This is a genomic window from Burkholderia sp. ABCPW 11 (genome assembly GCF_001523445.1).
Taxonomy (GTDB): Bacteria; Pseudomonadota; Gammaproteobacteria; order Burkholderiales; family Burkholderiaceae; genus Burkholderia.
In genome coordinates, this window is sequence record NZ_LOVM01000006.1 from 1 (window position 1) to 13,912 (window position 13,912).

10 protein-coding genes and 5 pseudogenes are annotated in these 13,912 nt (G+C 58.7%); 3 read left to right on the top strand and 12 right to left on the bottom strand.

Going from position 1 to position 13,912, the window contains the following annotated elements; translation table 11 throughout:
- Positions 1–43: 43 nt before the first annotated feature.
- The 9 genes and pseudogenes from WS61_RS32525 to WS61_RS35995 all read right to left on the bottom strand — a co-directional run.
- A complete protein-coding gene (locus WS61_RS32525; RefSeq protein ID WP_095211582.1) occupies positions 44–916 on the bottom strand; it encodes an IS3 family transposase in 873 nt (290 codons plus the stop codon).
- A 616-nt stretch (positions 917–1,532) separates the two neighbouring features.
- A complete protein-coding gene (locus WS61_RS34675; protein ID WP_157692673.1) occupies positions 1,533–2,021 on the bottom strand; it encodes a hypothetical protein in 489 nt (162 codons plus the stop codon).
- A gap of 342 nt (positions 2,022–2,363) precedes the next feature.
- Positions 2,364–2,762 carry a hypothetical protein gene (locus WS61_RS03640; RefSeq protein ID WP_059499279.1) on the bottom strand — a complete coding sequence of 133 codons (399 nt, stop codon included), beginning with the start codon at positions 2,760–2,762 and terminating at the stop codon, positions 2,364–2,366.
- Positions 2,763–2,943: 181 nt separating this feature from the next.
- Positions 2,944–3,706 (bottom strand): annotated as a pseudogene (locus WS61_RS03645) (SDR family oxidoreductase).
- An 87-nt stretch (positions 3,707–3,793) separates the two neighbouring features.
- On the bottom strand, positions 3,794–4,099 hold the full coding sequence (locus WS61_RS03650) for an H-NS family nucleoid-associated regulatory protein (protein ID WP_059499280.1): 306 nt from the start codon (positions 4,097–4,099) through the stop codon (positions 3,794–3,796).
- Positions 4,096–4,662, bottom strand: coding sequence for a hypothetical protein (locus tag WS61_RS03655; protein ID WP_059499281.1), 567 nt, complete (start codon positions 4,660–4,662; stop codon positions 4,096–4,098). The genes WS61_RS03650 and WS61_RS03655 overlap by 4 nt, the downstream gene beginning before the upstream one ends.
- 354 nt (positions 4,663–5,016) lie before the next feature.
- Positions 5,017–5,678: pseudogene (locus WS61_RS03660) on the bottom strand (OmpA family protein).
- 121 nt (positions 5,679–5,799) lie between these two features.
- A pseudogene (locus tag WS61_RS32530) lies at positions 5,800–8,580 on the bottom strand (YadA-like family protein); the annotation flags it as partial.
- 222 nt (positions 8,581–8,802) lie between these two features.
- Positions 8,803–8,931: pseudogene (locus WS61_RS35995) on the bottom strand (ESPR domain-containing protein); the annotation flags it as partial.
- A gap of 704 nt (positions 8,932–9,635) precedes the next feature.
- Between WS61_RS35995 and WS61_RS03680 the strand changes: the two are divergent.
- From WS61_RS03680 to WS61_RS03695, 3 genes and pseudogenes are all read left to right on the top strand, one after another.
- Positions 9,636–10,202: a recombinase family protein gene (locus tag WS61_RS03680; RefSeq protein ID WP_059499287.1), complete on the top strand. Its 567-nt coding sequence runs from the start codon at positions 9,636–9,638 to the stop codon at positions 10,200–10,202.
- Between the two features lie 247 nt (positions 10,203–10,449).
- Positions 10,450–11,419 (top strand): annotated as a pseudogene (locus WS61_RS03690) (IS3 family transposase).
- 128 nt (positions 11,420–11,547) lie between these two features.
- Positions 11,548–12,168, top strand: coding sequence for a recombinase family protein (locus WS61_RS03695; RefSeq protein WP_059499284.1), 621 nt, complete (start codon positions 11,548–11,550; stop codon positions 12,166–12,168).
- 217 nt (positions 12,169–12,385) lie between these two features.
- Here WS61_RS03695 and WS61_RS34680 read toward each other — a convergent pair whose 3' ends face one another.
- The 3 genes from WS61_RS34680 to WS61_RS03700 form a co-directional block, all read right to left on the bottom strand.
- Positions 12,386–12,742: a surface-adhesin E family protein gene (locus WS61_RS34680; RefSeq protein ID WP_157692675.1), complete on the bottom strand. Its 357-nt coding sequence runs from the start codon at positions 12,740–12,742 to the stop codon at positions 12,386–12,388.
- A gap of 142 nt (positions 12,743–12,884) precedes the next feature.
- On the bottom strand, positions 12,885–13,046 hold the full coding sequence (locus WS61_RS35135) for a hypothetical protein (protein ID WP_179949650.1): 162 nt from the start codon (positions 13,044–13,046) through the stop codon (positions 12,885–12,887).
- Positions 13,043–13,813 carry a type IV secretion system DNA-binding domain-containing protein gene (locus WS61_RS03700; RefSeq protein WP_257126855.1) on the bottom strand — a complete coding sequence of 257 codons (771 nt, stop codon included), beginning with the start codon at positions 13,811–13,813 and terminating at the stop codon, positions 13,043–13,045. Before WS61_RS03700 ends, WS61_RS35135 begins: the two co-directional genes overlap by 4 nt.
- Positions 13,814–13,912: the final 99 nt, after the last annotated feature.

The following is a 13,912-nucleotide window of genomic DNA, read 5'->3' on the forward strand; positions in this document are numbered from 1 at the left end:
TGGGCTTTCGGTTTGCGAGGCATAAACTCTCCTTGGGAGCATGTTATGCCTTAAACACAAAATTCCTGACAGGCCCGCATCGCGCTTTGCTGACGAACTCCGGCCCGTTATCCACCTGAATCAGGTTGGGACATCGTCCTCGTTGCCGCAACTGCTCGAGCACACGCGTCACGCGTACCTCCGTTAGCGAGAAGTCGACCTCGATGTGCGGGCACTCGCGGTTCCACGCGTCGATGATCGTCAACATGCGTATGCGTCGGCCATGCACCAGCGCGTCAGCAACAAAGTCTATCGCCCAGCTTTCGTCTGCGCCGTTGGGCGTCGGCATGACCATGCGTAGATGACTCGGGCGTTTCTTTCGACGTCTCAGGCGAAGTGATAGACCTTCTGCGCGGTACAGCCGCTCAGTGCGCTTGTGGTTCTGGACCAGCCCCTCTCGACGTAGCAAGACATGCAGGCGGGGCGAACCAAGCCGTGGCCGCTCCTGTGCCAGCTCGCGCAGCCGTTGCCGCACGTCGTGATCGGCGTCAGGCGGCGCCGGTCGCCGAAACGTCCGGCGATTCAGGCCAATGAGCGTGCACGCCCGGCGCTCCGAATAGTTGTGCTGTTCAATCACCTGCTGCACGAGACTTCTCGGCGCCGCGCGGGCGAACTCACTTTTTCCGAGAACGTCCTTCAAAACCTGGATGTCCAGCGCCTGGTCGGCCACCAGCCGCTTGAGCCGCTGATTTTCTTCCTCCAGTTGCCGCAATCGTCGCGCTTCCGACACCTCCATGCCGCCGTGACGGCTACGCCAGTTATAGAACGTTGTATCCGATATGCCGTGTTTGCGGCACAGGTCTGCGACCTTCATGCCTGTGTCGGCTTCCTTCAGCACCCCGATAATCTGCTCTTCGCTGAACCGCGACTTCTTCATGACAAGGGTTCTCCTGCCGCCTTGCCACTAACTTTACAGTGGGATACTTCTGAGGGGAAAGGTCAAAAGTTCTTACTTTGCTTCCGTCTGCGTCGAGCGTGAAGAACCGACCAACTGGCCGTGCCGCGTCATCGCATCAGATGGCGACGGAAATCCCCCTTCCGATCTGTCCCCGTGTTGCAGCATCCACACGGACCTACGCTGAATAATGCGATTAGTTATTGTCCACCCACTCGAATGAACGAACTCGTACGGGCTTATACGACGCCACGCGCCGTCACCGGCATTCAGATCCAAACAGCCAGTCATGACAACCCCTCTCGGGCTTGGTCTCCAACAGCAAATATCAATCGTCAGATCAGTACGTACGGTCCTGGACCGCGTACTCGTACTGTTCCCCCTTTGTTAATACGCCAACTGTAGGCCCGCTATAGTTCACACGGGACACCGATTCATTCGTCATGACGAGCGAAACCGTGCATGATCTGCGACGCGTCGATCCGAATCCCAAACTGCTCGACACTGAAGCGCTTGCATTTCATGATACGGTACCTTTCATACTGAAAAAGTCCGCCGAAAACTCGCTTACAGCGTGGCACTGCTTACCAGGGGCCGCTCAATTGAATTCGAGCAGAGACAGCGTCGTGCAACTGTTTCGCCCATTGAAGAACCAATTCAGTTCAGCCGTTCGAGCATTCGCGCATTTTGGAAAAACACTTCTTTCAAGAATCTTCCTCGCCTCAGTGTCCGATCGATGTCCGTTCACACATTCGAAATGTTGCCGAATCTTGCGATCATGATAATCGCCTTCAAGACAGGTCAGATTGCGTTCTACCGGAGCATCGAGAAATTGCTGACGTGTCGTCGCCTGCATACACTGAGCGCATCCTGACGAACCATTTACGAGGACGTAGGCATGTCGTTCAAACCTGTAGCCGTTTTCGCACCTGAACCGACAACGTGCTCCTGCATTAATCCATTTCTTCGTCAGGAGTGTGAGTCCAGCGGCCTTCGTGACCTCCTGCATATGGACAAATGCTTCCTCAGTCGTGCGTGCCATAACTTGCTGCTGAATCGTTGCCTTGGCCGCGTCGAACAACGACACCTGTCGGCCACTTCGCGTCGACCTTGACGATCGAGCGGGGCCGTTCATATCATTGCCAAACGCAATCGACTGCGGCGTCACTCCATCGACCTGCAACTGTATCATCGCCTGCGCAACCGCGAGCGGTAACCCTTACGTATTGCCCTCCGTCACCGGTGTATTGAGCTCACCGATGGCAACTGGCCTCCCTCCTTTTCGGTCGGCGCTTGCCGTTTGCCCGGCAGCGACGAGGATTGTGCCTGTGCGTGAACGGGCAACGCCAGTTGCCAAGCAATCGCTGTTGCGATCAGCAAGCGATTGATTCGTGTTTGCATAATGATAAGCTCCATAAACAAATGCCGGTCAATTGTCGGTCGTCGCCGATTGACGACAACTGACCATCGCGTGCATTGCGCTGACCAACAGGTCGTCGCCACGCGGCCACGATGCGTCCTGACGACGGTATCGTTGATCGATCTTTGCCTCGCGCTTCGCATCGTGCACACAAACGTGCTCGACGGTAAGGTCTGCTGACATTGCTTGTGCTGCGCTGATCAACCGATATGCGTTCGCGTGTGACGGTTCGATACGCTGGCTGTGGTAAATGACGTACGAATTCAGCAATTTTCGCATCGCCACTCTGACGCGCTCTTCGGTGACTTTCAGCACTGTGGCAACCGCAGTCACTGTCCAGTGCTGATTGTTGGACATGAGGTGGACGATCTCTCCAGCCAGTAATTCAGTTTTCGTCGGCTTATGCATCGATACAGTCTTTCAGCGGCATGTTGAAGAAGGCGTTGGCCAAACTGGGCTTTTAGCAGCATCGATCAGCTACGCGGTGCACTGACCCGCTACATCCATTACTAAAACCACGAACGTATCAAGAGCTGGCCCGCATCGCACACTAGGCCAAGGGGCCCTTTCACGACGTGGGTACATTGGCCTATTTGGTCGTGTAGCCACCATTGATGAGGATTGTCTGACCCGTGATCCACCACCCGTCGCTGACCAAGTGGCGGATGAACGGCACGACGTCCTCGATGTCGGTGAGGCCCGTCTTGCTGAACGGCGACAGTGCGGCCGCCGTCTTGTGATACGCGACCGCATCGGTGCCTTCGGCAGGGTAGAAGAACGGCGTATCCATCGGGCCCGGCCCGACGGCGGTCACCGAGATCCCGCGTGCGCCGTATTCCTTCGACGCCGCTCGCGTGAAGTGTTCGACCGGCGCCTTGGTCCCAGCGTAGGCCGCGTAGAACGGCGTGAACGCCCCCAGCAACGCTGTCACCAGCGTCACGATCTTGCCGTTGCCGTTCACGTGTTTGCCTGCCTCGCGCAGGAAGAAGAAAGCGGACTTCGAGTTCACCGCTGCCATCTCGTCATACTCGGCCTCGGTGATCTCCGTAAACGGCTTCTTCAACACCTTGCCGACCGTGTTGATCGCGATATCGGGGCGGCCGAACACCGCGATCGCATCCTCGAACAGCGTCTCCACCGCGCCGGCACTCGTCAGGTCCGCCTGAAGCGCCACCGCTTCTGCACCGGCCGCCTCGATCGCCGCGACCGTCTTGTCGGCGTCGGCCTTCGAGCTTGCGCTGTTGTAGTGAATCGCCACTGCCTTCGCGCCATAGTTAGCCAGATCCCGAGCGATCAGGCCCCCAAGATTCTGCAATCAGGACAACCTTCCCGTCAATATCGTGATTCGCCATTTTTCCCTCCATCATACTGTTATGATTAACGAAACGGCATATTCGCACCGCCACATTCTCACCGCGATCATCCGGGAATGGTCGCAATCACTCGTTTCCATCATCCGGCGGGACCCTGAACGTCTCACGGTCCTTGCCAACGAGCCAGCGGGGCGCTCGCCCTCGTCCCGACCACGTGACACCTGTCTTCGGATCCCAGTACTTCGGCTTGATCCTTTTACGTTCAGGCGGTTTCGACTGCGCGCAGCTGACAATCGACCGAATATCGCCCCCGCTCTCCGAAAGCAACGCAAGTACGCGTCCAGCGATGAGCCTTGCCTCATATTCCCGGACGGCATCTATGTCCTGCTTCAGTTTCTCGAAATCGGCAAGTAATTCACTATACGTCTTCATTGTAGAAACTCCTGCATCGATGATAGCGACCTCCCCGTCGGCTTCCACGCGTGCACCTCACGTCCGCTTCTCCACCCCGACCCGGGATAAACCTGTATGTCATAAAAGGGAGAAGGCCAAATGCCGATGACGATTTCCGGAGCCCATGTCAACGGATCCTGAGTTCTCGATTCCCCGTCCTTCATCCTTGAAAAGGACATGGATTCATCGTCACCACCACTGGACAATGAAGCGCGCTCCAGCATCATTGAACGCATCAACGTTCCGTGCTTTCGCCCCAGATCCCGCGCTTTTCCGGGCAAGTCCAACGACAGGCCTGCAGACACGTGCATAGCATCGTCCATACCTCGCTTCATGCCGACGTAAACGGCAGATTCAGGCCCGTACGACCCTTGCGTCACGCCACAGTCGTAGGCCATCAGGTAGACTATGCTTTCGGCCTTGCTAAATTTTGCACGCAATATTGTGCCTAACTTCTTTCGAAATACCGAAAGAATCTGATCCCACTGCCCGTCGTTCGCTGTATCTTCCAATCCAGAGACCAGATCATCCATCGCATCCATATTTGAACCCCGTTTTTACTCGGCGCTGAAAAGTTCGCCAGATGATCGAGAGGCGAACGCGAATACATTCGAGTTTTCTCTGTCATTTTAGGAGGCCGCAAGTTATTCGGCCTTCATGATTCGACTCAACACTAAACAATTCAGATTACGACTTATCAATACCTCCGACACACCGGTCGAACGGCGCCACTCGATGAAGCGCACGATATTCTGCTATGTGTGATTCATCGAATCACCGAATAAAAAGGCGCGGCGTCCTGCCGCGCAAATGCACCTCGAGGGCTTCCAGGTACAAGGCACGAAAATTCAAGTGAGGTCTCGTGGTTATGCTGAAAGCACTGGCGATGCAACCGGCTATCGCGTGAGCACGATCTCGACACGCCGATTGCTCGCTCGACCTTCGACCGTCGCGTTCGACGCCACAGGGTCTGCTTTTCCTCGGCCTGAGACCGACCATGCGTCTGCCTTCAGACACTGCGTCTTCAGATAGCTCGCCACTGCCTGCGCGCGTCGCTGCGACAATCCCAGGTTGTAGGTATCGCTGCCGACGGAATCCGTGTACCCGACGACCGTCACTTGAGCGTATGTCCGGTTCTCGAGCTCGCTCAACAGCTTGTTGAGCGATGCGCGAGCGTGGCCAGGCCGGTTGCGAACAACGCGTCTCCCGCCAGTCTCACGCGCTCGACGGGCGCCGGCGCCGACTGTTCTTTCGGCGCTGCAGTCTGGGCGACCGGCGCGGGCACGGCGCCGCAATGGAAAATCAGCGTCGCGGGATCCGAGTTGTCACGCACCGCGCGGGCGGAGTCGATGACGCGGACCGGCTGGTCGTCGCAGATCTTCCGGGCGGCCTTCATGCAGGTTTGCGGGCCTGACAGAAACCCATGGCAGCCCACCTGAAACGTGGGCACGCCGTCGCGCGGCTGCAGTTCGGATGCGCTGTAGGTCGGGCCTGACGCGGTCGAGCACGCGGCGAGGACCATGACGGAAAGCGCTAGCTCAAGAACGAGTTTGTTCACGGTTACATCCTCAAAGCTTTAAGTTGATAGAAACCCGCTGCGGGATACGCGGCGAGCCCGTCCTGCCTCCGGAGCCGCCGCGGGCCGCCCGGCTGGAATGCCGGGCGACTCGCGGCGCGAGTTACTTCCACTGGTACAACATGCCTGCGCCGATCACCTTCTGGGTGCCGCTGAAGCCGCCATTGATAGACGCTTTCAGGTTTTCGGTGATGCGCGCCTGCATGTTGACCGCCATCGCCTTCTGGCCGAGGAAGGTTGCCGTGCCGATACCCATCCCGAAGTTGGCGTCGCGATCGAGCTGCGGAATCGACGCCATCGCGCCGACGGCCGCGATACCCTGCTTAGCCATCTGGTCGGTCTGCAGCAGTTGCGAACCCAGCGAGTTGATCTGCGCCTGCTGGCCCGATAGCGCCGTCGACAGCGTGGTTTGCACCGCCGTCAACTGATTCACGTTCACCGCGTCGGTGCCCTGCGTACCCGGCGCAACGTTGGTGATCTGGCGCTGCTGCGAATCGCTGCCGACCGACACCACGTTCGAGCGACCACCGTCGTTCGAATTCGCGCCGATCGCCACCGAGTTCGAGCCGGCAGTAACCGTCGGCACGTCGGTACCCTTACCATTCATATCGGCCGCGATACCGTTGTTGTTAGCGACGCGCGTATTGTTATTGTTAATCGTCGTCGACAACTGGTTCAGCGTGTTGTTGATGTCCGTCACGCCGGTCGACAACGATGACACCGTGCTGTTTGTCGAACTCAGTCCCGTCGACAGCGATGTCACATTGCTGTTTGTCGTCGACAAGCCTGTCGACAGGGACGAAACGGAGCTATTGGTCGAACTCAGGCTCGTCGACAGCGAACTGACACCGGTCGACAGCGAACTGATACCAGTCGAGGTCGACGTCGACAGGCTGTTGACGGCCTGGTTCGTCGCATTGAGCTGGCTACCGTTCACCGCGTCGGTACTGGTGGCGGAGATGCGACCAGCGGCAACGTTCGTGATCTGGCGTTCCGCGCCCGGTGCACCGACGCTCACCACGCTCGTCGGGTTCGCGCCGGCGAACGAATAGGTCACGCCGCCGATGGTCGTTCCCGACATTGGGTTCGGTGTGCCCGTGATGGACCCAGACCCGAGGGCGACATCGTTGACGTTCTTCGCGACTGCCCCTGCACCGAAGGCCAGCGAGCCGGCGGCACCCGCCGTCGACGCGTTGCCCAGCGCCAGCGCACCATCACCGGTCGCCGTGTTCGCGTTGCCCAGCGCAACCGCGCCGTTACCAGCCGCGGTGTTGTTCGCGCCCATCGCCACCGCGCCCGTGCCCGTCGCGACACTCGGATCGCCGATCGCAACCGCACCATCGCCGCTCGCGGTGTTCGCCACACCGATCGACACCGCCTTGCCGCCCGTTGCCGATGCGCTCTGGCCGATCGCGACCGCACCGTCCGACGATGCGTGCGAGCCATCGCCGACCGCAACGCTGCTCGCGCCCGATGCGCTCGCATTCGTGCCTGCCGCGATCGCGTTGATACCCGTCGCGCCGTCGTTGTTGTAATTACCTTGCTGCGTACCGTTGTCGTTGACGCTGTAGTAGTGCGTCTTCGCGGCCTGGATCGCGGTCGAGGTCGACGTGGACAACGACGTGATCGTACTGTTGGTCGAGCTCAAACCCGTCGACAACGAGCTGATACCCGTCGAGGTCGACGTGGACAACGACGTGATCGTGCTGTTGGTCGAGCTCAAGCCCGTCGACAACGAGCCGATACCCGTCGAAGTCGACGTGGACAGCGACGTAATCGAGCTGTTCGCCGACGAGAGACCGGTCGACGTCGAGGTCGACAACGACGTGATTGAGCTATTCGCGGACGACAGACCCGTCGAAGCCGACGTAGACAACGACGTGATACTCGACGTAGTCGTGCTCGCTACTGCATAGAGCTGGCTGCCGTTGATCACATCCGTGCTCGCCGCGCTCACGAGACCGGCAGCAACGTTCTGAATCCGCCGCTCCGAACCGGGCGCGCCGACGCTGACGACCCCGGCCGACGAATTGGCACCAGCATACGCCCCGAAGGTCCGGCCGCCGATGGTCGTGCTGCTGACCGCACTGGTACCGCCCGTGGCCGAAGTGGCCCTCCCTGCCGTGACCGCCCCCGATCCCAGCGCAACCGATCCCGCCACGTTCGCGGTGGATCCCGAGCCGAACGCCTGGGCGTTGGTTGCGCTGGCTACTGCGGTATCGCCCAACGCGATGCCGCCGGCAGCCGAAACCGTGCTGCTGTTGCCCAACGCGACGGAACCCTGACCGGTCGCCGCATTGGCGTTGCCGAGCGCAACGGCGCCCTGGCCGGTCGCGTTGTCGTTTGCGCCCAGCGCTACCGCACCGGTACCCGCTGCGACATTCGGATCGCCGATCGCAACCGCGCCGTTGCCGGTAGCCGTTTGCCCGCGCCCGATCGCCACGGCGCCGCCTGCCGCAGCCGAGCTGTTAGCAGTCGTGCCCGAGGAACCAATGGCAACGTTCCGCCCCGTTGCTCCTGCGATCGTCCCGTCGCCTTGCGCGATCCCATAGGCGCCCCCGGCCGTAGCGCCACGACCGATTGCAATACCCGATGTGGCCGCAGCGGCCACCGACGACTGCCCGCCGATCGCGATACCGTCCGTCGCGGCGGAGACAGCCCCGGCGGTCGCGTTGTCTCCGATCGCAACCGAACCCGTGTTCGTCGCCGTCGCGGCGGCACCGAACGCCGACGCGTAATTGCCGGATGCCGTCGCATTCGCACCCAGCGCCGCGCTCGAAGAACCCGATGCCGTCGTGAAAAGACCCACGGCCGTTCCGAGGTTACCGGCCAAGCCGGCCATCCCGATCGCCACGGCCCCATCGCCTGTCGCAGTGGCATATGAACCGAACAACGCCACCCCAGTATTGGGACCTAGATAACCCCCCCCGTTCGCGTTACATCCAATCACGTTGGAGTAGGTCCCGGATCCGTCTACCGGATCCACTTCGGCAGCAAACGACCGTCCCAGAAAAGTGCCGGCACTCGTGTCGCATTTGTTATGGGAGGCGCCGCTCGGCGGATAAGTTATCGCATTGGCCGCATTCATCCCACCTGCCAACAACAGACCGACGGCCAGCGCGACTACCGTTGTTGTTGTCGAGCGCCCGCTCTTGCCGTGAGCCGAATCCAACTCAGAGGCCGCCACCCATGCACCCAGCGACTCATTCCATATGGCCCGGTAAATACGATTCATTATATGATCCCTGGATTATAAAATACCCATGCCTCGGCTCGATCAACGCCGACAAATTCAAATAAAACAAATTTCATCAATCTGATATGAAGCCATGCAAAACGTCAGCCCCGCACATATCTCCTTCCGAAAAATTCTTTAAGAACCTCACATCACCCGAAGATGAGCAATCGATTAATTGCCGGCCTCCCGAAAGAAAGCCGACGCGACATCCCGCCACGCCTCACGAAGATCGGCCCCGCTCCGAACACGAATTGACTGACGATTGAACTCCGCCGCCAATAGCTCCCCATAATCGGGACACGGACGACCCGCCGTTTCGCCGACAAATGAAAAGGCCTTGAGCCATATGCCGGTACCGCCCCCTCTCAAACTTCGAGAGGCTCTGCGAGTGAAAAAAGCGGCGGAAAAAAACGTTCCTTTGGGCGAAGCTGTACTAGTGCGTAGGGGTATTGCCGTATCTCGTTGATAAATATGGGAATGCTGTGTGCGGTGAGTAGGCGGAAAAAAAGGAACGTTTTTGTCCAGTACAATCAACGTAACTTAACAATCTTTAACGCTCCCCCAATGAAACGTTTCCCTCTTGCTGCAACAAAAGGGGTCTCCCTATGCAATGCCCATACTCACTTTCACCCGCGCACGTGGTTTAACGTTTGCGAGATTGCGCACAACGCCCCTCGATCTCGTGATGTGGGGTGATAGAAATGAAAATTGGATACGCCCGTGTTTCAACCGATGAACAAAGTCTCGGTCTTCAGGAAGACGCACTCTCTCGCGCAGGCTGCACGACGATCTATCGGGACAAAGGGATCTCCGGCGCCGACTTCAAGCGTCCCGGACTCGGAAAAGCATTGCGCCGCCTGAAAGCCGGCGACACCCTGGTCGTATGGCGGCTGGATCGTCTGGGTCGCTCGTTGCCCAAGCTCGTGGAACTCGTGATATCGCTCCAGGAGCGCAGCGTGAGTTTCGAATCCGTGACGGAAACCATCTCCACCGAATCCGCAAGTGGCACGCTCATCTTTCATCTGATGGCGGCGCTCGCCCAGTTCGAGCGCGCGTTGATCAGCGAGCGAACGAAGGCCGGCCTGGCCGCGGCCAAACAACGAGGAACAGTGCTTGGACGCCGACACGCGTTGACGCCGCAGCAGCAAGTACAAGCGCTCGGGCTGCTGGAAACCACACCCGCGGTCGAGGTCGCGAAGACATTCAACGTCCATCCGAAGACGCTGCTCAGACTCAGGCAGGCATCCAGAAATCGTCCAACGAAATAAGCGACAGCGCTGTAGTCGATAGCGGTGTCGTCAACGTCGAAAGACATGCCGACGCCTCAGTCATCGCCGACACCGCAATCTTGCCGGAACGCTTGACCGCCCTCGTCGTCATATGCGCTCCGGCACACGACCTCTCGCGCCACACCTCAATTAGAATTTTCATATACCCACAATACAAATGACCTGCCCTGGAATTTTCGGACCAACTGAAACTTGAGAGAATGGCTTCCAACGGAGATAGGAAACCATGAAGAAGAGCCGGTTTACCGACGAGCAGATGGTCACGATCCTGCGCGAGGCCGACAAGGCGCCGGTCGCCGAGGTCGCAAGGAAGCATGAAGAGATCAACGCAAAAAAGTGGTGAGCGCGCCCGCCCGACGCCAACAGGTTACCCACGCGAAAGCGCGGGGCCTATCGGAGCGACGTGCGTGCGCGCTGATGTCGGTGGCGCGATCGGCATTGCATTACGAATCGAAGCTCGCGGTGCGGGGCGCACCGGTTCTCGCAGCGATGAGCATACTGTCGGCACAATATCCGCGCTACGGCTACCGTCGCATCCAGATCTTTCTGAGGCGCCAAGGTCATGAGATGAGTGCGGACCGGGCGTGGCGACTGTGGCGCCTGGCTGGCCCGCAGGTACCGCGCAAACGTCCACGTCGGCGTGTGTCGGTTCGTCGCTCTCGGCCACAGCCGAGCCGGCGACGTCGGCACGGCATGTCTGGGCGTACGACTTCGTATTCGACGCCTGCGCCAACGGCCAACAACTGAAGTGTCTGACAGTGATCGACGAGTACACGCGCGAGTGTTTGGCGATTGACGTTGCGGGATCGATCCGGTCGAGGCGCGTTATCGAAGTCCTGTCGCAACTGACCAGCGTTCACGGTACGCCACGCTATCTGCGTTCGGACAACGGACCGGAATTCGTATCTCGGGCCATTCTGAAGTGGGCTGCCGAAAACAGCATGGAAATGGCGCTCAGCGATCCCGGCAAGCCCTGGCAGAATGGTGCGGACGAGAGCTTCAACGGCAAATTCCGCGACGAATGTCTGAGCCTCGAATGGTTTCGGACACGCACGGAGACCAAGGTCGTGATCGAGCAGTGGCGGCGTCACTACAACACCGTCCGGCCACATTCGAGTTTGGCGTACCTGACGCCCGACGAGTTCAAGCAGCAGTATTGTTCAACTGAAGCAACCGAGGCCGTTCTCCAAGACTGACATGGCCCGAAGAAATCAGGCAGGTCACAAACACCGCGAAATTTATTCGATGTAAATTAAAAATATCTATTAAGAAATTTCAAATTCTTATAAAAATTTTTTGGAATTTATTGCACAACGGGGATGAAATGAAGATCGGTTATGCGCGCGTATCGACTGAAGAACAGTTTCTGGATCTTCAGCTTACGGCACTAGGCGCAGCGGGTTGTGGACAGATTTTTTCGGATCACGGTATATCGGGAACGAGAAAGGACCGCCCTGGGCTCAACCAGGCACTCGAGACACTTCAGCGCGACGACACGCTTGTCGTGTGGCGTCTCGATCGGCTAGGACGTTCCCTGAGTCAGCTCGTCATCTTGATGAATGACCTGCGGAACCGGTCCGTCAACTTCGCGTCGTTGAACGAGTCGATCGACACCAACACGCCGACGGGCATGTTCATGTTTCACATGATTGCCGCGCTGGCCGAATTCGAACGCGCGCTCATCAGCGAGCGTACGAAGGCCGGGCTCGCTGCCGCGCGCAGCAGAGGCAGCAAGCTCGGGCGGCCGCGTGCGCTGACCGCGTACGAACTCGCGGAAGCGGAGCATCTGCTCAAAACGTATCCCGAGACGTTCGTCGCCGAGCACTTCAATGTTCATGTCAAGACACTACGATCAGCGTTGTATTCCGGCACACGACGATCCGATCCGATTGGTTTGCTGGCCGGAGCGCCGGGCACACGGGAAACCCCGCCGCCGACATGCTGATTCGCCCGCCGAACGCATTTGGATCGCCAATTCCTTCTCGCCTTCGCATGAACAGCTACCCATCCCGCCCGGATGACGACGGCGCGAGGTTTTTCAACAGCCTGTTAGAGCCTGATCGACAATGAATACGACGAACAAACAAAGTGCGACGAAAACGGCGAAGGTCGCGATCGTTGCACGTTCGATTCCCTTCGGATGGAATTGAGGATCGGCGCGCTCAGCAGACTTTTTTGCGGACAACATCAAGTTCACTCCCCGGCGGAATTGCGGCCCATGCTTGGGCTGTCTTAGGCGGACGGCCCGCTTCCTTGTCTTCATCCGTAACGTATCGCGTGCCGGTTTCTCTGACACGGCTTCTCCAACAGTCCATCTGATAATCAGTCAACGCAATGGCGATTGTCTCGGATGCCCCGGTCGGACGATAACCATGCTTGGCCACTGCTCGCATCGTAAAGGCGACCAGTCCATCGGATTCTTGTCGGACCGTTTCGGTTTGAAGGAAGAGCGTGCGGGCGTTGTTATCTGCGATCAGAAAAATCGGCCCGGCGCTGGCGAACGTTGCGACGGCAAGCAAAGGATAGACAAGGCTCCTACGGTACATATCAGCGTCGTCGAATCGATTGGTTGAGTACGAGGTTGGACGCGCTCCTGGCCAGCTGGGAGCGGGAACACGGTGGCCAACGCGCATCAGGCTCCGGAAATGTTACAAGATGTTTCTAGCAGGATTTATTGTCGCAGCGCAGAAATCCACCGCCACTGTCAAATTTACGAGGGCTGCAAAGCAGGTCCTGCTGGCAAACGATGTCGACGGTGTCGTCAAATGCGTGAATCAACCCGGCGGGGCGAATTCGAAACCGCGTCGGATCCTGGATGCTCATCTCTTCCTCCGGTCAGATCTCGTGCTGTTCACGCTGGAACGTCTGCTCACGGACCAGCGCCACGCGCCTGGTCGGGGCGGCAGAGTTTCGCCAGTTTCCGGATCGATGCCGTCGCTCGCCGCGACGAGAATTTCGGGATGCGCGATCCAGTCGGGTGCAGGGGTGGCGACCACGGCTGCCAAAGCGGCGCCAGAGCCCGGTGTGGCCGGCGCCGACACGAACAGTCCAGAAAATGCCTGACGCTTGATGAACGCCGGGGCGTTTTTCTGCGGTGCGACGTACTTATATGTCACACGGGCGACCGGATAGTCGCCCGGATACACCAGGTAACCGGTCATCTTCGGCAGGCGTCGGATTTCAGATGACAGGACCAAGTTGCGCAGCGGGCGCCGCGTCGCGATGCTGAAACCGTCCCGCTGCGCGTTCAGACCAAACGACATCGATTCGTCCTTTTCCTCGATCTCGGTTTCGCCGATCAGCTTTGCGAACATCTCGGCGGCTTCTGCGTCTGTGACCCGAAGCAGCAGCTTCGTCTGGCAACCGTTGACGATAGTTCGGGCGAGATAATCACCGTAGATCTCAAGCAATTGCGGGATATCCTGCGCGCCGAGCATCATGCAAAGCCCGTATTTTCGAGTGTTGCTCACCGCGAGCTTCATGATGTCCAACTTCTGGAGCGTTGGCAATTCGTCGATCGAGAAATGCAGGCGCTCGCGGTGGATTGGAGTCAGGTTCAATACCGCTTTGATCGCTATATTGAACCGCACCGGGAATCGTGGAGGCTGGTTGGTTTAAGTTAATTCAGGCACGTCAGCGGCATTTCTGAGTTGCCTGTAGTAGTTTGCCTCAGCCTCAGCAGGCGGGAT

Bases quoted from the DNA above. Each gene is read 5' to 3' on its own strand.
- WS61_RS32525 (WP_095211582.1), bottom strand. From the start codon at position 916: ATGAAGAAGTCGCGGTTCAGCGAAGAGCAGATTATCGGGGTGCTGAAG.
- WS61_RS03640 (WP_059499279.1), bottom strand. From the start codon at position 2,762: ATGCATAAGCCGACGAAAACTGAATTACTGGCTGGAGAGATCGTCCAC.
- WS61_RS03650 (WP_059499280.1), bottom strand. From the start codon at position 4,099: ATGAAGACGTATAGTGAATTACTTGCCGATTTCGAGAAACTGAAGCAG.
- WS61_RS03655 (WP_059499281.1), bottom strand. From the start codon at position 4,662: ATGGATGCGATGGATGATCTGGTCTCTGGATTGGAAGATACAGCGAAC.
- WS61_RS03680 (WP_059499287.1), top strand. From the start codon at position 9,636: ATGAAAATTGGATACGCCCGTGTTTCAACCGATGAACAAAGTCTCGGT.
- WS61_RS03695 (WP_059499284.1), top strand. From the start codon at position 11,548: ATGAAGATCGGTTATGCGCGCGTATCGACTGAAGAACAGTTTCTGGAT.
- WS61_RS35135 (WP_179949650.1), bottom strand. From the start codon at position 13,046: ATGAGCATCCAGGATCCGACGCGGTTTCGAATTCGCCCCGCCGGGTTG.